A 21,575-nucleotide genomic window follows, 5' to 3' on the forward strand; every position below is an offset into this window, starting at 1 on the left:
CCGCCTCAACGCTTGCGCGCGGCGACCAGGCGCGCGCTCGCCGCCACCGCCGCCAGCGCGACGCCGAGCGCGCCGAACGCCACCGCCAGGCTGCTGGCCTTGGCGATCCAGCCGATCCCGGCCGGGCCGATCAGGATGCCGGCGTAGCCGAGCGTGCTGACCGCCGAGATCGCCGCGCCGGCCGGCATCGCCTTCTGCGCGCCGGCGGCGCTGAACAGGATCGGCACGATGTTGGAGCAGCCCAGCCCGACCAGGGCGAAGCCCAGCAAGGTCGTGCCGATCCACGGCAGCGCCGCGGCCAGCGCGAAACCCGCCGCCGCGCACACCCCGCCCAGCGCCATTACCGGCCGCGCGCCGAAGCGCTGGACGATGCGGTCGCCGCTGAACCGGCCCACGGTCATCGCCAGCGCGAACACCGCATAGCCCAGGCCGCCGGCGCTGGCCTCGGCGCCGCGCTGCGCCACCAGCAGCAGCGCGCTCCAGTCCAGCATCGCGCCTTCGGCCAGGAACACCGCGAAGCACAGCGCGCCGACCAGGATCACGATCCCGTGCGGCAGCACGAACATCGCGCCGCCGGGGCTGTCGTCGCCGTAGCGCAGCAGCCCGCGGCTGCCGGCCAGCATCAGCAGCGCCAGCAACACCGCCACGCTCAGCGCCGCGACCAGCGGCGTCGCCTGCAGCCACAGCAAGGCGCTGACCAAGGCCGCGCCGGCGATGCCGCCGACGCTGAAGAACCCGTGGAACCCGGACATCAGCGGCCGGCCGCTGGCCTTTTCCACGATCACCGCCTGGATGTTGATCGCCACGTCGATCGCGCCGACGGCGGCGCCGAACGCGAACAGCGCCGCGGCCATGCCGGCGACCGTGTCGAGTTGCGCCAGCAGCGGCAGCGCCGCGGCGACCGCGGCGCTGGCCAGCAGGATCACCTTGCGGCAGCCGATCCTCGCGGCCAGCGCGCCGGTCAGCGGCATCGTGGTCATCGAGCCGGCGCCCAGCGCCAGCAGCAACAGGCCGAGGGTGCCTTCGTCGATTCCGGTGCGGGCCTTGGCGTAGGGCACCAGCGGCGCCCAGCCGGCCATCGCCAGGCCGGCGATGAAGAAGGCGATGCGGGTGGACAGGCGTTCCAGCGCGCCGATCGGGCCGCCGCGGGCGGCGGAGTCGGAGGCTGCGGCGGGGGGCGAGTCGCTCATTGGAATCTCTTCGGGTTCAAAGGTCGGTGGCCGGCGATCGGGGAGCCAGAGCGGCGGGACCGAAGTCGCTCCCACAAAGGCCAAAGCGGCGGGACTGAAGTCGCTGCCGCGAAAGCCGAAAGCGTCGCAGCTGAAGGCCCTCCCACAGTGGAGGGGTGCAGCGCGAGCGCTGCTGTGGGAGGGCCTTCAGCCCCGACGCCTTGCATTGCGCCGCCGCGCCGCCGCGGCTGCGCTCATTGCGCCGGCCCGGCGCGCAGCACCCGCGCGCCCTTGGCCGCGAACGCGCGCGCCTGCGCGGCGTCGCCGTCGTGCTCGATCACCAGCGCCGCCACCGCATCGGCGGCGAGCACGGTGAACGGCGCGGCGGTGCCGAACTTGTCGTCGGTGACCACCACCGCGACCGCGCGCGCGGCGTGGGCGGCGGCCTGCTTGAACTGCGCGTCCTCGTAGTCGCGCGCGCTGATGCCGGCCTCGTGGTCGGCGCCGCACACGCCCAGGAAATACCAGTCGCTGCGGATCGCCTCGACCTCGCGCATGGCGCCGGCGCCGAGCGCGGCGCCGATGCGCGGCTCGATCCGGCCGCCGATCGCGATCAGCTGCAGGTCCTCGCGCGGCGCCAGCAGGGCGGCGATGGCCGGGGCGTTGGTGGCCACGGTCAGGCCGTAGTCGGCCGGCAGCGCCTGGGCGATGGCGATGTTGGTCGAGCCGGCATCCAGGAACAGCACCTGGCCGCGCTCGACCAGGCCGACCGCGGCGCGCGCCAGCGCCGCCTTGCGCCCCGGCGCCTGGGCCTGGCGCTGGACCAGGGTGCCGCGGTCCGGCGCCAGCGGCAGCGCGCCGCCGTAGACCCGCCGGCATTGCCCGGCCGCGGCCATCTCGCGCAGGTCGCGGCGGATGGTGTCGTGCGACACCTCCAGTTCGCGCGCCAGATCGACCGCGATCACCCGGCCCTGGGCCAGCAGGCGCTCCAGGATCAGGCGGTGGCGTTGCTGCGGCAGCAGTTCCTCGGCGGACATCGGGGCACCGGATCGTTCACGATTGGATGCAATCGTGCACAAACGTGCAATCACGTGCAAGCCTGCCACGGCCGCCATCGCTCAGCGGACCGATCCGGCACAGCCGCGCCGATGCCGGGCGCCGGGCGATCGGCCGCGCCCGCCGGCCGCGCTCGCCGCCCCGCCGAGCGCCCGCCTGCACCTGCCGCAGCGCACGAATCCGCGCATTTTCGCGCCGCGCCCGGTTCGGTCGCGCCGCCGCGGCAGGCCCGCAAGCCCGCCATGGCGGCCTCGCCGCACCGCCGCGCACATCCGAGCCGTAGCTCCACCCGCATCGGAGTAAACTGGTCGGTCATCCGACCGGCCCTGCCGGCGCTGCAAGAGCCTCGACATGAGCGCCGACACCCCCACCGACGCGCCTTCCTCCCCCAAGTTCACCGACCTCGCCCTGTCCGAGCCGCTGCTGCGCGCGCTCGCCGACGTCGGCTACGAATCGCCCTCGCCGATCCAGGCCGCCACCATTCCGCCGCTGCTGGACGGCCGCGACGTGCTCGGCCAGGCCCAGACCGGCACCGGCAAGACCGCCGCGTTCGCGCTGCCGATCCTGGCCCAGATCGATCCGACCCAGGCCAAGCCGCAGGCGCTGGTGCTGGCGCCGACGCGCGAACTGGCGATCCAGGTCGCCGAGGCGTTCCAGAAGTACGCCACCCACCTGCCCGGCTTCCATGTGCTGCCGATCTACGGCGGCCAGAGCTATTACCCGCAGCTGCAGGCGCTCAAGCGCGGCGTGCAGGTCGTGGTCGGCACCCCCGGCCGCGTCATCGACCACCTCGAGCGCGGCTCGCTGGACCTGTCGCAGCTGCGCTGCCTGGTCCTGGACGAAGCCGACGAAATGCTGCGCATGGGCTTCATCGACGACGTCGAGAACGTCCTCAAGAAGACCCCGGAATCGCGCCAGGTGGCGCTGTTCTCGGCGACCATGCCGGCGCAGATCAAGCGCATCGCCCAGACCTACCTGAAAAATCCGGTCGAGATCGCGATCAAGTCGACCACCACCACCTCGGCCAACATCCGCCAGCGCTACTGGTCGGTCAGCGGCGTGCACAAGCTCGACGCGCTGACCCGGATCCTGGAGGCGGAAACCTTCGACGCGATGATCGTGTTCTCGCGCACCAAGCTCGGCACCGAGGAACTGGCCGAGAAGCTGTTGGCGCGCGGCATCTCCGCCGCGGCGATCAACGGCGACGTGCAGCAGGCGCAGCGCGAGAAGACCATCGCGAACCTCAAGGACGGCAAGATCGACGTGCTGGTCGCCACCGACGTGGCCGCGCGCGGCCTCGACGTGGACCGCATCAGCCACGTGCTGAACTACGACATCCCCTACGACACCGAGAGCTACGTCCACCGCATCGGCCGCACCGGCCGCGCCGGGCGCAAGGGCGAGGCGATCTTGTTCGTGACCCCGCGCGAGCGCGGCATGCTGCGCGCGATCGAGCGCGCCACCCGCCAGCCGATCGAGCCGATGGAGCTGCCGAGCGTGGAGACGGTCAACGAGCAGCGCGTCTCGCGCTTCCTCGGCCGCATCTCCGAGGCGCTGGAAGGCGACGAGCTGGGCCTGTTCCGCGACCTGGTCGAGCGCTACGAGCGCGAGAAGAACGTGCCGGCGGTGGAGATCGCCGCGGCGCTGGCCAAGCTGGTGCAGGGCGACAACCCGCTGCTGCTGGCCCCGCCGGCGGCGGCGCCGAAGTACGCGCGCGAGGAGCGCGAAGGCCCGCGCGAGCACCGCGGCCAGGCCACGCGCAAGTTCATCGAGCGCGACAACGCCTCCAACTCGGGCGCGCACCGGCGCGAGTTCCGCGACGACAACCGTCGCGACGACAGCCGCCGCGAAGCGCCGCGCCACGAGCCGCGCGCGCCGCGCGACGAGCGTCCGGCGCCGCGCCACGAGGACCGCCAATACACCCCGCCGGGCGCGTCGCGTCCGCCGGTCAACCGCGCCGAATCGTTCTTCGACGACGATGCGCCCGCGCCCGCGCCGCGTCAGGTCCGCAGCGAGCGGGCGCCGGCGCGCGAGAGCGACGTCGGCATGGAGACCTTCCGCATCGAGGTCGGCCACAGCCACGGCGTGCAGCCGGGCAACATCGTCGGCGCGATCGCCAACGAGGCGGATCTGGAAAGCCGCTACATCGGCCGCATCGACATCCGCGACGACTACACCCTGGTCGACCTGCCCGAAGGCATGCCGCGCGAGTTGATGGAGCACCTGAAGAAGGTGCGCGTGGCCGGGCAGCCGCTGCGCATCCAGCGCGCCGGGCCGGGCGACGCCGAAGGCGGGCGCAGCGCTCGCGGCGCCGGCCGTCCTCCGAGCGGTCCGGGTCCGCGCGGGCCGAAGCCGCACGGCGCCGGGCCGCGCAAGCCGTTCAAGCCGCGCGGGCCGCGCTGAGGCCTGCCCTCGCCCCAACCCCTCTCCCGCACGCGCGAGAGGGGCTTGCGGCCGCCGCGCCGTGGGCCGTTGCTTCTTCCGCCTGCGGGAGAAGGTGGCCGGAAGGGCCGGATCGGGGCCGCCGCGCGAAGAAGTCATAAGCGCCGACGCCCCACAGCGCCGCGCGCTTTGGCATAGTCGCAGGCGTAAGCCGCCGCTAGCCGCTCATGTCCCGCATCCTGGTCTTCCAACACGTCGCCGCCGAACCGCTCGGCACCCTGGATCCGCTGATCCGCCGCCGCGGCCACCGCATCCGTTTCGTCAACTTCGACCGCGACCCCGGCGCCGCGCCCAACCTGGAGCGCTACCGCGGGCTGGTCGTGCTCGGCGGCCCGATGAACGTCGAGGACCGCGCCGCGCGCCCGCACCTGACGACCGAACTGCGCGCGATCGAAGCCATGCTCGAACAAGGCAAGCCGGTGCTCGGCATCTGCCTGGGCGCGCAATTGCTGGCGCACGTGCTCGGCGCGCCGGTGCGCAAGCACCACGTGCCCGAGATCGGCTGGTACCCGCTGCACAGCACCGACGCCGGCCGCACCGATCCGGTGCTGGCGCCGCTGGCCGGCAGCGCGCCGGTGTTCCAGTGGCATCGCTACAGCTTCGAGATCCCGCATGGCGCCCATCACCTGGCCCGCACCCAGACCTGCGAGCAACAGGCCTTCCGCTGGGGCGACAACGCCTACGGCTTCCAGTTCCACCTGGAGATGGACGTGCCGCTGATCGAGCGCTGGCTGGCCAACCCGGCGTATCGCGCCGAACTGGCCGAACTGGGCCACGACACCAGCGAGGACGCGATCCGCGCGCTGACCGCGCAGCACATCGCCGGCATGCAGCAGCGCGCCGACGCGGTGTTCAACAACTTCCTCGACCTGATCGGCCGGCCGCAACGCCGCTACACCCTGCCCTCGCGCGAGTGGGTGTGAGGGCCGCGGTTGCGGCGATGCGGTCACGACGAAACTTTCGGCGCGGGCGGACGCTCCGCGGTCGCGACTTGCGTCGCTCCTACAGGGGCTCCAGGCAGTTTCCGCAGGACGACTGTAGGAGCGGCGAGAGCCGCGACCGCGAGCCCGCAACCGCGTCGAACCCGGCAACGCGCCGGCGAACGACTCCCGCCGCTCCTACAACGCCAGCCCGCTCTCGAACCGCCGCTCGCCCCCATCCAGCGGATCGACGAAGCGCAGCGACTGCGCCAGCAACTTCAATGGCTGCGAGAAATCCTCGTCGTCCGCCTCGCCGCGCGCCTGCAGCGGATAGAAGCGATCGCCCAGGATCGGCGCGCCGAGCGCGGCCATGTGCACGCGCAGTTGGTGCTTGCGCCCGGTGACGGGATACAAGGCGTAGGTCCAGGCCTGCGGCCCCCGCGAAACGACCTCCACCTTGGTCTCGCTGTTGGCCTCGCCGTGCGCCTCGCGCATCAGGAAGAACGGCTCGCCCGCCTCGATCCGCGAGCGCCGCAGCAGCGGGAAGGCCAGCGCCGGCAGCGGCGGCGCCAGCGCGAGATAGCGCTTGTCGATGCGCCGTTCGCGGAACAGCGCCTGGTAGGCGTCGCGGCTGGCGCGCTGGCGCGAGAACAGCACCAGCCCGGCGGTGGCCGCGTCGAGCCGGTGCAGCGGCGCCAGATCCGGTTCGCGGTAGCGGCGCTGCAGCCGCGCCAGCAGGGTTTCGGCGACGAAACGGCCGGCCGGCGCGACCGGCAGGAAATGCGGTTTGTCGACCACCAGCAGGCGCTCGTCGGCATGCACGATGCGTTCGGCGAACGGAATCCGCGGCTCGCGCTCGACTTCGCGGAAATACAGGATCTCCAGGCCGACCTTGTACGCCGCCGCCGCGTCCAGCGCGCGACCGTCGCGCGCATCGAGCACGCGTCCGCGGGCGAAACGCTCGCGCCAGCGCTCGCGGCCGATAGCCGGAAAGCGCGCGCACACGCCGTCGAGCAGGTTCGTCCACGGCCCCGGCGGCAGTTGCAGGCGGCTGGGCGCAGGCGCATCCGGCGCGGACGCGTCCGGCGAGCCTGGGTCGAATGGCGCATCCGGCGGCGGAATCGGCATGCGACCATCATCGCTGGTTTCGCCCGCAGGCGCCGGGCGGAACCGCCCCAGCCCGCGACGAACACGACGACGATGCAGATGCCGATCGCCAACGCTCCGACCGCGGAGCGCCCCGCCGAACAACGCCTGGACGTGATCGACGCCCTGCGCGGCTTCGCCCTGGCCGGCGTGCTGCTGTCGAACCTGCGCGACTTCAGCCTCTATACCTTGCTCGACGAGAACGCGCAGCCCGGCGGCGAACGCTGGCTGCGGATGCTGCTGGCCGCGCTGCTCGACGCCAAGGCGATGACGGTGTTCGCGCTGTTGTTCGGGGTCGGCTTCGCCCTGCAGCTGGAACGCGCCGAGCACGGCGGCGCCGCCGAGCGCCTGCGGGCGCGGCGCCGCTATGCCTGGCGGCTGTGCCTGCTGCTCGGCTTCGGCCTGCTGCACGCGGCGTTCTGGTACGGCGACATCCTGCGCTACTACGCCGTGCTCGGGCTGTTGCTGCTGCCGCTGGCGCGCTGCCGGCCGGCGACGCTGGCGCTGCTGGGCGCGTTCGTCGCGGTGATCGCGACCGCGGCGCTGCAACCGTTCATGCGGCCGTGGGCCGCGCAGTTCGCCCCCGCCGCGCAGGCCGCCGCGGCCGCGCGCGCCGCGTTCGAATCGCCGCACTGGGCCGGCATGCTGGCCGGCAACCGCGACTACGACCTGTGGCTGCACGCCACCGCCTGGAGCCTGCCGTTCTTCACCCTCGGCCGCCTGCTGCTGGGCATGGCGATCGGCCGCGCCGGCTGGCTGCAGCGGCCGCAGCAGCACCTGCGCGCGTGGCGCCGCCTGCTCGCCTGGAGCCTGCCGACCGGCCTGGTCCTGGCGGCGTATTTGCTGTTGCGCGATTTCGGCGGCCTCGGCCCTGAGCTGTTCGGCCTGCGCGGCGACGCCGCGCGCGCGCTGAGCCGGCTGCTGCGCAACCTCGCCTACCTCTCGCTCGGCCTGGGCTACGTGGCCGGTTTCGTGCTGCTGTTCCAGCACCCGCGCGCGCGCCGCTGGCTGGGCTGGCTGGCGCCGGTGGGTCGGATGGCGCTGAGCAACTACCTGGCCCAGACCGCGCTCGGCCTGGCCCTGTTCTACGGCGTCGGCGCGGGCCTGGGACCGCGCTACGGGCTGGCCGGCGTGCTGGCCGCGTTCGCGGCCGTGTTCGCCGCGCAGGCCGTGTTCAGCCACTGCTGGCTGCGGCGCTTCCGCTACGGGCCGCTGGAATGGTTCTGGCGCTGCCTGACCTACCGCCGCGCGTTGCCGCTGCGGCGCGCGCCGGCGGCCGCGGCCGCGCCGGAGCCGGCGCGCGGGTAGAATGCGCGCTGTTTTCCCGCAGGCTCCGCCCATGGCGCTCAACGCCACCATCGTCAAGATCGAACTGCAAATCAGCGACATGGACCGGCACTACTACGCCGCCCACGCCCTGACCCTGGCCCAGCATCCCTCCGAAACCCAGCAGCGGCTGATGGTGCGCACGCTGGCCTTCGCCCTGAACGCGCACGAACGCCTGGAATTCGGCCCCGGCCTGAGCGCCGAAGGCGAGGAACCGGAGATCGCGCTGCGCGACTACACCGGCGACATCGAGCTGTGGATCGACGTCGGCCAGCCCGACGAATCGCGCATCCGCAAGGCCTGCGGACGCTCGCGCCAGGTGGTGGTGGTCAACTACGGCGGCAACGCCGCCGACATCTGGTGGGACAAGAACGCCAACGCGCTGCAACGGCTGAAGAACCTCGACGTGATCGACATCGACAGCGCGTCGGTGGAGGCGATGGCGGCGATGGTCGAGCGCAGCTTCCGCCTGGATTGCCAGATCCAGGACGGCGAAGTGACGCTGACCACCGACAAGGCCAGCCTGAGCCTGGTCCCGCGCCGGCGCCTGGACGCGGGCGTGCGGGTGGCCTGAAGTGGCCGAGCGTTTCGACGCGCTGGTCGTCGGCGCCGGCGCCGCCGGGCTGATGTGCGCGCTGACCGCCGGCCGCCGCGGCCGCCGCGTACTGGTGATCGAGCACGCCAACAAGGTCGGCAAGAAGATCCTGATGTCCGGCGGCGGGCGCTGCAATTTCACCAACACCGGCACCGCGCCCGCGCATTACCTGTCGGCCAATCCGCATTTCTGCAAATCGGCGCTGGCGCGCTACACGCCGTGGGATTTCATCGCGATGGTCGAGCGCCACCGCATCGCCTACCACGAGAAAGAGCTGGGCCAGCTGTTCTGCGACGTGTCGTCCAAGCTGATCGTGAAGATGCTGGTCGACGAATGCCTGGCCGCGGGCGTGCGCATCGAGACCGATTGCGCGATCGAGCGCCTCGCCCACGAAGACGGCGGCGACTTCCGCGCGCACACCGCGCGCGGCGCGTTCGCCGCGCCGGCGCTGGCGATCGCCAGCGGCGGCCTGTCGATCCCGAGCATGGGCGCGTCGGGCTTCGGCTACGAAGTCGCCCGGCGCTTCGGCCACGAGGTGCTGCCGACCCGCGCGGGGCTGGTGCCGCTGACCCTCAGCGGCAAGCACCAGGAGCGCCTGGCCGATCTCAGCGGGCTGTCGTTGCCGGTCACGGCCAGCTGCAACGGCAGCGACTTCAGCAACCAGATGCTGCTCACCCACCGCGGCGTCAGCGGCCCGGCGATCCTGCAGATTTCCTCGTACTGGCAGCCCGGCGACGACCTGCGCCTGGACCTGCTGCCCGGCCACGACGCGCTGGACTGGCTGCAACGGCAGCAACGCGAACGCCCGGCGGCCGAGCTCAAGACCGCGCTCGGCGAGACCCTGCCCAAGCGTTTCGCCCAGCGATTGTGCGAGCACTGGCTGGCCAACAAGCCGCTCAAGCAATACAACCTGCCCGAACTCAAGCAACTGGCGGCGACATTGTCGGCGTGGCCGCTGGTCGCCAGCGGCACCGAAGGCTACCGCACCGCCGAGGTGACCCTGGGCGGGGTCGATACCGACGGCGTGTCGTCGAGCACGATGCAGTCCAAACGCGTGCCGGGGCTGTATTTCATCGGCGAGGTGCTGGACGTGACCGGCTGGCTGGGCGGCTACAACTTCCAGTGGGCGTGGGCGTCGGGCAATGCGGCCGGGCTGGCGATCTGAGCCGGGGCGGCGACTCGACGAAGCCTGCGGCGCGAACCGACACCCCGCGGTCGCGACTGGCGTCGCTCCTGCAAGGGCTCCGGCGAGTTTCGCAGTACGACTGTAGGAGCGGCGCGAGCCGCGACCGCTACACCGCAACTACGACGATGCCCGCGCCGCGAGCGGATGCCCCGCAGTCGCGGCTTGCGCCGCTCCTACAGGGCTTCGGGCGACCTCGCAGGGGGCTCAGTCGTTCTCGACCGCCTCGCCGAACAGATCGTGTTCGTCGCTGCCCATGATCTCGACATCGACGAACTGGCCCACGCGCAAGCCGGCGCTCTCGCCGTTCTGGATCTGCACCAGCCCGTCGATCTCCGGCGCGTCGGCCATCGAGCGCGCGATCGCCAGTTCGCCGTCGATGGCGTCGACCAGGCAGCGCTGCCGGCTTCCGACCTTGGCTTCGAGCTTGGCCGCGGAAATCTCCGCCTGCCGCTCCATGAAGCGCGCCAGCCGCTCCTGCTTGACCTCGTCCGGCACCGGGTCCGGCAGGTCGTTGGCCTTGGCCCCGTCCACGGGCGAATAGGCGAACGCGCCGACCCGGTCGAGCTGGGCCTCGTCGAGGAAATCCAGCAGTTCCTCGAACTCGGCGTCGGTCTCGCCGGGGAAGCCGACGATGAAGGTGCTGCGGATGGCGATGTCCGGCGCGATCGAGCGCCAGCGCTGGATCCGCTCGAGAGTCTTGTCGACCGCGCCCGGGCGCTTCATCAGCTTGAGCACGCGCGGGCTGGCGTGCTGGAACGGGATGTCCAGGTACGGCAGCAGCTTGTCGTCGGCCATCAGCGGAATGATCTCGTCCACGTGCGGGTACGGATACACGTAATGCAGGCGGGTCCAGACACCCAGCTCGCTGAGGCCTTCGCACAGCGCCTTCATCCGGGTCTGGTAGCCCTTGCCGCGCCACTGGCGCTCGGCGTACTTCACGTCCACGCCGTAGGCCGAGGTGTCCTGCGAGATCACCAGCAGTTCCTTGACCCCGCCCATCGCCAGTTTCTCGGCCTCGCGCAGCACCTCGTCGACCGGGCGCGAGACCAGGTCGCCGCGCATCGAGGGGATGATGCAGAAGCTGCAGCGGTGATTGCAGCCTTCGGAAATCTTCAGATAGGCGTAGTGCTTCGGGGTGAGCTTGACCCCGATGTCGTTGTCGGCGGCCCGGCGCGGGACCAGATCGACGAACGGGTCGTGCCTGGGCGGCAGCGCCGCGTGCACCGCGCTCATCACGCTGCCGTAGTCCTGCGGGCCGCTGATCGACAGCACGTCCGGGTGCGCCTCGCGGATCAGCTCCGAGCGCTTGCCCAGGCAGCCGGTGACGATGACCTTGCCGTTCTCGGCGATCGCCTCGCCGATCGCGTCCAGCGATTCGGTCACCGCCGAATCGATGAAGCCGCAGGTGTTGACCACCACCACGTCGGCGTCGTCGTAGGTCTGGACGATGTCGTAGCCCTCGACCCGCAGCTGGGTGAGGATGCGCTCGGAATCGACCAGGGCCTTGGGGCAGCCCAGGCTGACGAAACCGACTTTGGGATTGGCGGGGGCGCTGGCGGACATGCTGGCGGCGGAACCTGATGAGTGGACCTGAACGAACGCGGCGGGCCCGCGACGGCGGGCCTGGGCGTGCGGCGGTGCCGGAGACGGCGGGAAAACCCGTGGGGGCGCGGATTATAGCCTGCGGGGCTAAACTGCCTGCGAATCGGTTTCATCCGCACGGTTTCGCCCGTACAAGGAGCATCCCCCCATGGCTCATTGGATCGACCTGGACACCCCCGCCGGCCCGGTGCGGGCCTGGCGCGCCGACCCCAGCGGCCTGCCGCTCGGCGGCGTGGTGGTCCTGCAGGAAATCTTCGGCGTCAACGAACACATCCGCGCGGTGGCGCAGCGCTTCGCCGACGCCGGCTACGTCGCCCTGGCCCCGTCGCTGTTCGACCCGGTCGAGCGCGAGGTCGAGCTGGACTACGGCCAGGACGCTTCCGCCCGCGGGGTCGAGCTGCGCAACGCGGTCGGCTTCGACCGCGCCAGCGACATCGTCGGCGCCGCCGCCCACCTGCTCCAGAGCGAAGGCCTGCGCACCGGCGCGGTCGGCTTCTGCTGGGGCGGTTCGCTGGCGTTCCTGGCCAACACCCGCCACGGCCTGCCGGCGGTGAGCTATTACGGCGCGCGCACCCTGCCCTTGCTCGGCGAGCCGCTGCGCGCGCCGATGCTGTTCCACTTCGGCAGCCGCGACGCCAGCATTCCGCCAGAGGCGATCGAGCAACACCGCCAGGCGCTGCCGAACGCGCCGATCCACCTCTACGACGCCGGCCACGCCTTCAACCGCGACGTCGGCGACCACTACGAACCCGACAGCGCCGCACTGGCCTGGACCCGCACCCTGGACTTCCTCGCGGACGCGCTGAAATGAATCCCTGGCACCTGCATCCGCAACTGGCCGACGACACCCATCCGATCGCCCAGTTCGAACTGTGCGAACTGCGGCTGATGGACGACGCCAACCATCCCTGGCTGATCCTGGTGCCGCGGGTCGACGGCGCGACCGAACTGGTCGATCTCGACGAGGCCCAGCAGCAGGCGCTGACCCGCGAGATCGCCAAGGTCAGCCGCGCCCTGCAGGCCGGGTTCGCGCCGCACAAGCTCAACGTCGCCGCGCTCGGCAACCTGGTGCCGCAGCTGCACGTGCACGTGATCGCGCGTTACCGCGAAGACATCGCCTGGCCGCGGCCGGTGTGGGGCATGGCCACCGCCCAGCCGTATTCGCCGGAGGCGCTGGTGCAGCGCCTGCACCTGCTGCAGCGCGCGCTGGCGCAGTGAACGATCCGGGCGCGAACGCATCCGCCGCCGAGCGGCCGCCGCGCGAGGCCGTCGAGTTCGAGGCGCTGGCCGACGACGCCTGGCTGCTGCGCCTGGGCGAACGCATCGACGAGGCGCTCAACGCGCGCGTGCACGCGCTGGCCGCGCGGGTGCGCGCGCAGGCGCCGCCCTGGCTGCGCGACCTGGTGCCGGCCTACGCCAGCCTGGCGGTGTTCTTCGACGCCCAGGCGATCGAGGCCGATGCCGTGCGCGCCTGGCTGCTGCGGCAGTGCGGCGAGACGGCCGGCGGCGACCGCCGCGCGGCCGCGGCACCGGCGCGCATCGTCGAAATCCCGGTCGCCTACGGCGGCGAATTCGGTCCGGACCTCGATGAGGCTGCGGCGCAGCTCGGCCTGACCGCCGCCCAGTTGGTCGAACGCCACAGCGGCGGCGACTACCGCGTGGCGATGATCGGCTTCGCTCCCGGCTTCCCGTACCTGTCCGGCCTCGATCCGGCGCTGGCGTTGCCGCGCCTGGCCACCCCGCGCACCCAGGTCGCCGCCGGCAGCGTCGCCATCGGCGGCGCCCAGACCGGCATCTATCCGCGTCCGGGGCCCGGCGGCTGGCGCCTGCTCGGGCGCACGCCGCTGCGCCTGTTCGATGCGCTGCGCGAACCGCCGAGCCTGCTCCAGCCCGGCGACCGCGTGCGCCTGCGCGCGATCGGCGCCGACGAATTCCGTTCGCTCGGCGCCCCCGCGCAGGCGACGCCCGCATGAGCCCGGCGCGGCGCGCATCGCTCGTCCGCGCCCGGCCCGGCCGCGCTGCCGCCGGCGCCTTCGCGAGCGCGCCGCCATGACCGCCGCGGCGCCGCGCAACGAGTGGATCGAAGTGATCGCGCCGGGCGCGCTGAGCTGCGTGCAGGACCTCGGCCGCAGCGGCTGGCGCCACCTCGGCGTCGGCCGCGGCGGCGCCCTGGACCCGCGCTGCGCGCGCCTGGCCAATGCGCTGGTCGGCAATCCCGCCGAGGCCGCGGTGCTGGAACTGACCCTGCACGGCCCGACCCTGCGCCTGCGCGCGCCGACCCGGCTGGCCCTGCTCGGCGCGCCCTGCGAACTGCGTTTCGACGGCCGCCCGCTGCCCGCGGCGCGGCCGCTGGAACTGCCCGCCGGCACCGTGTCGATCGGCGGCATGCGCGCCGGCGTGCGCGCCTGGCTGGCGGTGGCCGGCGGCTTCGCGGTCGAGGCCGCGCTCGGCAGCCGCGCCACCGACCTGCGCGGCGGCTTCGGCGGCCTGGATGGGCGCGCGCTGCGCGCCGGCGACCGCCTGCCGTTGGGACCGGGCCGGCCGCCGCAGCGCATCGATGCGCCGCGCGTGCCGGGCTGGTGGATCGATCCGGACGCCGGCCTGGACCCGCACGCGCCGATCCGCTACGTCGCCACCGCCGCGCCTGCGCTGGCCGCGGCCGCGCAGCGCTTCGGCGACAGCGGCTGGCGGGTCGATCCGGCCAGCAACCGGCAAGGCCTGCGCCTGGGCGGCGAGGCGCTGGAAACGCCCGCCGCCGCCGGCGCCGGCGTGTCCGAACCGGTCGCGCCGGGCACCCTGCAGCTGCCCGCCGACGGCCAACCGATCGTGCTGCTCGCCGACGCCCAGACCGTCGGCGGCTATCCGCGCCTGGGCCGGGTCATCGCCGCCGACCTGCCGCGGCTGGCGCAGGCGCGGCCCAACGCCAAGTTGTATTTCCGCGCCTGCGGCGAGGACGAGGCGCGCGACGCGCGCCGGCGCATGCAGGCAGACACCGCGCGGCTGCACTGGGCCATCGTCGACCGCCTGGGCGGCCGCTGACGCCGGCGTCGCGCGCGACGCGGCACTCGACCAAAACCTCGAAAATTCAAAGGCAACCCGGCTCAGGCAACGAGCCGGCGTAGCGTCGGCAGATACCGGCAAGCGGCATGAAGATGCATAAAAAACATGCACATCGCGCTAAAAATGCGTGGACAAAAAGCTCCATCGCACACGAATAGTGCCAATCGGCAATTGCACGCCTCCCTACATGACGATATGCAATGTCGAGGGCACGTTCTTTCGGAACGTGTGTTATCGACAAGACCACACGATTGGCGTAATCATTTTAAAAATTAGACACAGCCTGGCGGCTCGAGCTAATGAAAATCCCATCGTCTCGTCGAAGCTAAACCGGACATGACTGAAGACAGCCCCCCGCCCGAATCGGCGGCCGCACCCGCCGGGCCGGCAGAGTTCGAGTTTCCGCAGGCCACCCTGGACTCGGTCACCCAGCTCATCGTCGCCGCGCAGGGCGGCCAGCCCGGCGCCTGGGACCGGGTCTACGCGCTGCTCTACAACGATCTGCACGAAGCCGCCTCGCTGCAGATCCGCCGGCGCTGGCGGCGCGGCAGCAAGCGCTCGCCGACCTCGCTGATCAACCGCACCTGGCTGCGCTTGAACCAGGACAAGCTCACTCTCAACAACCGCCAGCACCTGCTCGCGGTGCTGTCGCAGGCGATGCGCTACGCGCTGCTCGACGAAGTGCGCCGGCTCAAGCGGCTCAAGTACGAGGAAAGCTATCTGGCCGACAAGGCCGATCCGCACTACGAGCCTTCCTACGATCCGGACCTGGACCAGTTGCTGTCGATCGATCGCGCCCTGGAAGCGCTCAGCGCGGTCGAGCCGCGCCTGACCCAACTGGTGGAGATGCGTTACTTCGCCGGCATGAGCGATATCGAGATCGGCGAAGTGCTGGGCCTGACCGACCGCACCATCCGCCGCGATTGGCGCAAGGCGCGCGCGTTCCTGGCCGCGCACCTGCGCGTCGGCCCCGGCCTGGACGGCGAGGACGACGCCGCCTGAGCGCACGCGGCCACCGCCCTGCCCCTCGCGCCGAGCCGCGCGCATGAACGCCAACGCGGCCCGCGCCCTGCGGTTGTTCGACGAATTCGTCGAGCTGCCCGCCGCCGAACGCGAACGCCGGCTCGCGGCGCTGGCCGCCGCCGAACCGGAACTGCACGCCGCGCTGCGCGCATTGCTGCAGGCCGATGCCGACGACGACGCCGGCGTGCTCGACCGCTCGCCCGCGCGGATCCTCGCCGACCACCGCGACCGCGCCGCGGCGACGGCATCGACGCCGGCGCCGCCCGCGGCCGCCGACCTGCGCGTCGGCGCGCGCCTGGGCGCGTGGCGGATCGACCGCGAGATCGGCCGCGGCCGCATGGGCACGGTCTACCAAGCCCACCGCGACGACGGCGAGTACCAACAGCGGGTCGCGCTCAAGTGCGTGCGCGCGGAACTGGATTCGCCGCAGGCGCTCGCGGCGCTGCGCGAGGAACGCAACCTGCTCGCGCGCCTGGACCATACCGGCATCGCCGCGCTGGTCGACGGCGGCGTCGACGACGCCGGCCGGCCGTGGTTCGCCCTGCGCTACGTCGAAGGCGAGCCGATCGACGCCTGGTGCGACCGCCGCCGCCTCGGCGTCGCCGCGCGCGTGGACCTGCTGCTGCAGGTCTGCGACGCGGTCGCCTACGCCCACGCCCAGGGCGTGCTGCACCGCGACCTCAAGCCGTCCAACGTCCTGGTCACCGGCGACGGCCGCGCGCAGTTGCTCGACTTCGGCCTGTCCGCGCAGATCGGCCCCTTGCGCGAGGCGGCCGCGCAACCGGCCGCGCCGACCCCGCACTACGCCGCGCCGGAAGCGCGGGAGCGCGGCGCGCAGGGGCCGGCCACCGACCTGTACGCGCTCGGCGTGCTGACCTATCGCCTGCTCGCCGGGCAGTGGCCGACGCCGCTGCACAGCCTGCGCGAACTGGCGCCGGGCGCGGGCGCGGATGCGCCGATGACGATGGCGCTATCGCTCGAGGACGCGCCCGACGCCGTCGCCCACGCGCGCGGCGCCGCCAGCGCGGCGGCGCTGGCGCGGCAACTGCGCGGCGACGTGTCGGCGGTGGCGCTCAAGGCGGTCGCGGTGCGCGCCCAGGACCGCTACGCCAGCGTCGCCGAGTTCGCCGACGAACTGCGGCGCTGGCGCCAGCGCCGGCCGGTGCGCGCGCTTCCCGGCAGTTGGCTGTCGCGCACGCGCAAGTGGCTGCGGCGCCATCCGGCCGCCGCCGGCCTGGGCGCGGCGCTGATCGTGGCCGCGGCCGCCGGCCTGGGCGCGGCGGGATGGCAGCACCGCCAGGCCCAGCGCGAGGCCGAGGCCGGCGAACAGGTCGGCCGGCTGTTCGCCTCGACCCTGGGCACGGCGACGCTGTCGGGCCTGGGCAGCACCCGGTTTTCCTCGCGCGCGCTGCTCGAGCGCACCGAGCGCGAATTGCGCGCGCTGCCGCTGGGCGACCAACCCACGCTGAACGCGCACGCGCTGGCGACCTTGGCCCGCAGCTACGCCCAGATCGGCGATTACCGTCGCGGCGAGGACCTGGCCGACCAAGCGCAGCGCCTGCTCGACCGCGCCGGCATCGTCGACGAGGAAAACCTGATCACCGCCACGCGCCTGTCCCTGCTCAACCGGCGCGGCCGCTACGACGAGGCGCTGGCGCTGGCGCGGCAACGGCTGCAGGAGCTTTCTTCTCGCGACGACGAAGTCGCGCGCGAGTCGCGGATCGCCGTCGGCGCCGAACTCGCGCGCACGCAGTGGGCGCGAGGCGAGACCCTGGCCGCGCTGACCGGCGCCGACGACCTGCTGGCCCGCGCCGAGGCGCTGCCGCGCGGCCACGACGAGCTGATCGCGCAAGTCTTGATCCTGCGCTCGGACTTCCTGCGCGGCCTGAGCCGCTACAAGGCGGCCGAAGACGACGCCCAGCGCGCGCTGGAACTGGCGCGGCCGCTCAATCCGGTGCTGGAGGACGATGCGCTGGAACGGCTGGTGGACTCGCAGCGGGCGCGGCTGAGCCCGCAGTACCCGGCCAACGCCGAACTGCTGCTGGAGCGGCGCCGGCGCTCGTTGGGAGCCACGCACCCCAAATCCGCGCAGGCCGAGGTCTATGTCGGGCTCAACCGTTATCCGAACCTGCCGCGCGCCGACGCGGCGCGGACCCTGGCCCGCCTGGAGTCGGCGTACGGCCGCGACAGCGCGGTCTATGCGCTGGCGCTGTCGCGCATGGCCTTCGCCCTGGTCGATACCGACGAGGCGGAGGTGCCCCTGCAGCGCGAAGCGGTGGCCATCCTCGCGCGCGACCGTTCCAACCAGGAAATGCTGTTCATCGCGCAACTGAGTCTGGCCCAGGCGCTGATCGGACGAAAGATGCAAGGACCGCCGCCGAACGAGCGCGAAGGCGTGGCGCTGCTGCGCCGGCTCATCGCCGCGCGCCACCGCGCGGGCCTGCAAGCGCCGCGCGAGCAGTACGTGCTGATCAACTACCTGGCCCGCTACGGCAGCGACGCGCAGCTGGCGCTGGCGCGCGCGACCCTGGACCAGGCGCTGCGCTCGGCGCCGCAGCTGTATTCGCCCGCGGACGCGGAATGGACCAGCCTGCGCATGCTCGACAACCTGGTGCGCTACCGGCAGGGACAGCGCGCCGAAGCCGACGCGGGTTTCGAGCGCCTGCTGCGCGAGACGCCGCCCGACGGCCTCGGGCTGTCGCAGTCGCGCATCGACATGTGCCGCATCGTCGCACTGCTGTACCGCGGCCGCTATGCCTTCGAAACCTGCCGCACGCCGCAGGCGATCTCGCTGCTGCGCCAGGCCGAAGCGCTCGCCCAGGCGCGCATGTCGCCGCGCGACCGGACCCAAGCGGACGCGGTCGAGGCGCTCAGCAACGCGTTGGCCGGCCGCCAGGGCTCCCGGCTGCCCTTCATGGTTCGCGACGATGGACACGGCGCGCTGCTCGCCTGCCGGCCGCAGGACCGGCGAGCCCGCAGCGCCGCCCCGCACCGCGGGGAAGACCCGCGCGCCGGCGACACGCCATGAGCGAGGCGTTCGCCCGCGCGCTGGCGTTGTTCGACGACTACGTCGAGCTGCCCCGGCCCGAACGCGAGCGCCGGCTGGCCGCGCTCGCCGCCGGCGATCCGCCGCTGCACGCCGCCCTGCGCGCGCTGCTGGAGAGCGACGACGAGGACGCCGGCGTGCTCGACCGCTCGCCGGCGCAGATCGTGGCCGAGCGGCAACCGCGCCCCGCGCCCGGCCCGGCCGCCGATGCCGACGCCGATGCGCACGACGAGGACGACGGCGCCGACCGCCGCGTCGGCGGCCTGCTCGGCGCGTGGCGGATCGACCGCATCCTCGGCCGCGGCGGCATGGGCACGGTCTACGAGGCGCACCGCGACGACGGCCAGTTCCAGCAGCGCGTCGCGATCAAATGCATCCGCAGCGGGCTGGAATCGCCGGAGTTGGCCGCCGCGTTCCGCGAGGAGCGCAACCTGCTCGCGCGCCTGGACCATCCCGGCATCGCCGGCGTGGTCGACGGCGGCATCGATGCCGACGGCCGGCCGTGGTTCGCGCTGCGCCGGGTCGAGGGCGAACCGATCGACGCCTGGTGCGACCGCCGCCGGCTCGACCCGGGCGCGCGCGTCGACCTGCTGCTGCAGGCCTGCGACGCGCTCGCCTACGCGCACGCGCAGGGCGTCCTGCACCGCGACATCAAGCCGTCCAACCTGCTGGTGACCGACGACGGCCGCGTGCAGTTGCTCGACTTCGGCATCTCCACCCGCTTCAACGGCCTGGCCGGCGGCGAGGCCGGCGCGCACCTGGCGATCACCCCCGACTACGCCGCGCCGGAAGCGCGCCAGCACGGCACCCAGGGCCCGGCCACCGACCTGTACATGCTCGGCGTGCTCAGTTACCGGCTGCTGTGCGGGCAATGGCCGACCCGGCTGCACAGCCTGCGCGAACTGGTGCCGATCGCCGCGGCCGGCGAGCCCGAGCCGATGGACCGGCTGGTCGGCGACGACGACGCGCTCGCGCGCCAGCGCGGCTTCGACACGCCCGACGCGCTGCGCCGCGCGCTCGCCGGCGACCTCGCCGCGGTCGCGCTCAAGGCGGTGGCGAAACGGCCGCAGGACCGCTACCCGAGCATCGCCGAGTTCGCCCGCGACCTGCACGCCTGGCGCAGCCATCGCCCGGTCGGCGTGCGCCGCGGCGGCTGGCGCGAGCGCGCGCGCAAATGGCGCCGGCGCAACCCCGCCGCCGGCGCGATGTTCGCCGCGCTGGCGCTGGTGGTGGCGGCCGGCGCCGGCGCGATCGCCTGGCAGCACCAGCGCGCCCAGCGCGAAGCGCGCGCCAGCCAGAGCGTCGCCCGCCTGTTCGCCGCGACCCTGGGCAGCGCCACCCAATCGGGCCTGGGCAGCGCGCCGTTCTCCTCGCGCGCGCTGCTGGAACGCACCGAGCGCGAACTGCGCGCGATGCCGCTGGCCGAGCAGCCCGGCCTGCGCGCGCGCAGCCTGGCGACGCTGGCGCGCAGCTACGCCGTGCTCGGCGACTACCGCCGCGCCGAGGCGCTGGCCGAAGAGGCCCAGCGCGCGCTCGGCGCGCAGGCCGACCGCGACGGCTTCGTCGCCGTGACCCGGCTGTCCCTGCTCAACACCCAGGCGCGCTACGCCGATGCGATGCGGCTGGCGCGCGAACGGCTGGAACAACTGGACGGGCGCGACGACGAACTCGCGCGCACCTCGCAGGTGACCGTCGGCGCCGAACTGGCGCGCGCGCAGTGGTACCTGGCGCGGCCGCGCGATGCCCTGGCCACCGCCGACGGCCTGGTCGCGCAGGCCCGCGCGCTCGGCCGCGGCCATGAGGAACTGCTGGCGCAGGCGCTGATCCTGCGCGCCGGCCTGGGCTATCGCCTGAACCGCGCGGCGCCGGCCGAGGCCGATGCGCGCGAGGCCATCGCCCTGGCCCGGCCGATCAATCCGGTGCTGGCCGACGACGCCCTGGAAATGCTGATGCGCGCGGTCCAGCTGCAGCCCAACCTCAAGGCCCGCGATCTGGCCCACGAACTGGTCCGGCGCCGCACCGCCACGCTCGGCCCCGCGCATCCCAAGACCGCCTACGCGCAGGTGCGGCTGAGCATCTTTCCCGATTCGGGCCTGTCGCGGCAGGACGTGGCCGCCGCGCTCGCCGCGATCCGCCAGGCCTACGGCGAGGACAACCCGCAATACGCCGTCGCCGTCGCGAACGGCTACTGGGCCATCGCCGACAGCCGCGGCGAACAGATCGCCCTGTTGCGCCGGGCCATCCGCGTGCTCGACCGCCACCTGCCCGATGGCAGCGAGTGGCGCATGGCCGCCCGCTACAATCTCGCCCTGCTGCTGTTGTACGAGGATCCGGCGCCGACGCCGGAGCAAGTCGCGCAGGGCCTGGATGCGCTGCGCGAGGCCATCGCCGCCGAACACAGGGGCGGCCTGCCGGCCAACAGCGACGAACTGCTGCTGGCGAACTACCTGATCGACCGCGGCGGCCCGGCGCAGCTGCCCGAGGCCGCGCAGGTGCTGGCCAGCCTGCGCGCGGAAACCGTCGCCCTGTTCGGCGCCGACAACTACCGCCTGCAGGACATCGACTATTACCAGGCCAAATTGCAGTTCCGCCAGGGCCGGCGCGCGCAGGCCGACGCCGCGTTCGCGCGCCTGCTCGCCGCCGACCGCGCCTTCCTCGACAGCGGCGGCACCGGCCAGGGCGCGCTGGTCGACTTCCAGACCCGCAGCCTCTACCTGACCCGCTCCCTGCTCTACCGCGGCCTGTACGCGCTGCAGACCTGCCGCCGCCGGCAGGCCGAAGACTTCATGCAGCAGGCGGTGCGGCTGAGCTCGACCGCGCCGCTGATCGACGCGCAAGAGCGCGCGGTGGTGCGCGCCTACCTCGACGGCGCGCGCCGCGGCGAATTCGCGCAGGCCGGCCGCGACCTGCTCGTCGCCGGCGAGCGCGAAGCGCTCGACCAGGCCGCGCGCCGCTGCGGCCGCCCGCCGCCGCCGTGACCGCGCCGGCGCCTGCCCCGCACATG

Annotated in this window: 16 protein-coding genes; 12 read left to right on the forward strand and 4 right to left on the reverse strand. The window is 73.1% G+C overall.

All coding sequences use genetic code 11. The annotated features are described in order from the left end of the window. Nucleotides 1-5: 5 nt before the first annotated feature. Nucleotides 6-1,190, reverse strand: a complete 1,185-nt coding sequence (locus BLV01_RS02495) for an MFS transporter (RefSeq protein WP_254782483.1) — start codon at nucleotides 1,188-1,190, stop codon at nucleotides 6-8. Between the two features lie 233 nt (nucleotides 1,191-1,423). Next, nucleotides 1,424-2,206 carry a DeoR/GlpR family DNA-binding transcription regulator gene (locus BLV01_RS02500; protein WP_091793723.1) on the reverse strand — a complete coding sequence of 261 codons (783 nt, stop codon included), beginning with the start codon at nucleotides 2,204-2,206 and terminating at the stop codon, nucleotides 1,424-1,426. 370 nt (nucleotides 2,207-2,576) lie between these two features. Between BLV01_RS02500 and BLV01_RS02505 the strand changes: the two genes are divergently transcribed. Both BLV01_RS02505 and BLV01_RS02510 read left to right on the forward strand, forming a co-directional pair. Next, nucleotides 2,577-4,628, forward strand: coding sequence for a DEAD/DEAH box helicase (locus BLV01_RS02505; protein ID WP_091793725.1), 2,052 nt, complete (start codon nucleotides 2,577-2,579; stop codon nucleotides 4,626-4,628). 206 nt (nucleotides 4,629-4,834) lie between these two features. Beyond that, nucleotides 4,835-5,590 (forward strand): type 1 glutamine amidotransferase, encoded by a 756-nt coding sequence (locus BLV01_RS02510; protein WP_091793727.1) that lies wholly within the window; start codon nucleotides 4,835-4,837, stop codon nucleotides 5,588-5,590. A gap of 195 nt (nucleotides 5,591-5,785) precedes the next feature. On the opposite strand, the gene BLV01_RS02515 is transcribed toward BLV01_RS02510, so the two are convergent. Further along, nucleotides 5,786-6,715, reverse strand: a complete 930-nt coding sequence (locus BLV01_RS02515; RefSeq protein WP_091793729.1) for a pseudouridine synthase — start codon at nucleotides 6,713-6,715, stop codon at nucleotides 5,786-5,788. A 72-nt stretch (nucleotides 6,716-6,787) separates the two neighbouring features. On the opposite strand from BLV01_RS02515, the gene BLV01_RS02520 reads away from it, so the two are divergent. From BLV01_RS02520 to BLV01_RS02530, 3 genes are read left to right on the forward strand one after another with little or no spacing between them, the layout of a single operon-like run. Further along, nucleotides 6,788-8,041 (forward strand): DUF418 domain-containing protein, encoded by a 1,254-nt coding sequence (locus BLV01_RS02520; protein ID WP_091793731.1) that lies wholly within the window; start codon nucleotides 6,788-6,790, stop codon nucleotides 8,039-8,041. A 31-nt stretch (nucleotides 8,042-8,072) separates the two neighbouring features. Continuing rightward, on the forward strand, nucleotides 8,073-8,633 hold the full coding sequence (locus BLV01_RS02525) for a YaeQ family protein (protein ID WP_091793733.1): 561 nt from the start codon (nucleotides 8,073-8,075) through the stop codon (nucleotides 8,631-8,633). A 1-nt stretch (nucleotide 8,634) separates the two neighbouring features. After that, on the forward strand, nucleotides 8,635-9,819 hold the full coding sequence (locus BLV01_RS02530; RefSeq protein WP_256375565.1) for a BaiN/RdsA family NAD(P)/FAD-dependent oxidoreductase: 1,185 nt from the start codon (nucleotides 8,635-8,637) through the stop codon (nucleotides 9,817-9,819). A gap of 225 nt (nucleotides 9,820-10,044) precedes the next feature. Here the strand turns inward: BLV01_RS02530 and rimO are convergent, their stop codons facing one another. Beyond that, complete coding sequence (gene rimO / locus BLV01_RS02535) at nucleotides 10,045-11,403, reverse strand: 30S ribosomal protein S12 methylthiotransferase RimO (RefSeq protein WP_091793735.1); 1,359 nt, start codon at nucleotides 11,401-11,403, stop codon at nucleotides 10,045-10,047. Between the two features lie 187 nt (nucleotides 11,404-11,590). Here rimO and BLV01_RS02540 point away from each other — a divergent pair, with 187 nt between their 5' ends. The 7 genes from BLV01_RS02540 (at nucleotide 11,591) to BLV01_RS26045 (ending at nucleotide 21,549) form a co-directional block, all read left to right on the forward strand. Then, on the forward strand, nucleotides 11,591-12,253 hold the full coding sequence (locus tag BLV01_RS02540; protein WP_091793737.1) for a dienelactone hydrolase family protein: 663 nt from the start codon (nucleotides 11,591-11,593) through the stop codon (nucleotides 12,251-12,253). Continuing rightward, nucleotides 12,250-12,660: an HIT domain-containing protein gene (locus tag BLV01_RS02545; protein WP_091793738.1), complete on the forward strand. Its 411-nt coding sequence runs from the start codon at nucleotides 12,250-12,252 to the stop codon at nucleotides 12,658-12,660. The genes BLV01_RS02540 and BLV01_RS02545 overlap by 4 nt, the downstream gene beginning before the upstream one ends. Beyond that, nucleotides 12,657-13,415 (forward strand): 5-oxoprolinase subunit PxpB, encoded by a 759-nt coding sequence (pxpB, locus tag BLV01_RS02550; protein ID WP_217633428.1) that lies wholly within the window; start codon nucleotides 12,657-12,659, stop codon nucleotides 13,413-13,415. The genes BLV01_RS02545 and pxpB overlap by 4 nt, the downstream gene beginning before the upstream one ends. 76 nt (nucleotides 13,416-13,491) lie before the next feature. Next, a complete protein-coding gene (locus tag BLV01_RS02555; protein ID WP_175485745.1) occupies nucleotides 13,492-14,481 on the forward strand; it encodes a 5-oxoprolinase subunit C family protein in 990 nt (329 codons plus the stop codon). 357 nt (nucleotides 14,482-14,838) lie between these two features. Beyond that, entirely contained in the window at nucleotides 14,839-15,504 is a 666-nt protein-coding gene (locus BLV01_RS02560) for an ECF-type sigma factor (protein ID WP_091793741.1), read from the forward strand. A 43-nt stretch (nucleotides 15,505-15,547) separates the two neighbouring features. After that, nucleotides 15,548-18,553 carry a serine/threonine-protein kinase gene (locus tag BLV01_RS02565; protein ID WP_091793743.1) on the forward strand — a complete coding sequence of 1,002 codons (3,006 nt, stop codon included), beginning with the start codon at nucleotides 15,548-15,550 and terminating at the stop codon, nucleotides 18,551-18,553. Further along, nucleotides 18,550-21,549, forward strand: coding sequence for a serine/threonine-protein kinase (locus tag BLV01_RS26045; protein ID WP_091793744.1), 3,000 nt, complete (start codon nucleotides 18,550-18,552; stop codon nucleotides 21,547-21,549). Before BLV01_RS02565 ends, BLV01_RS26045 begins: the two co-directional genes overlap by 4 nt. The last annotated feature ends 26 nt before the right edge of the window (nucleotides 21,550-21,575 follow it).

Origin of the sequence: Lysobacter sp. yr284, from assembly GCF_900107375.1 — a bacterium.
Taxonomy (GTDB): domain Bacteria; phylum Pseudomonadota; class Gammaproteobacteria; order Xanthomonadales; family Xanthomonadaceae; genus Lysobacter.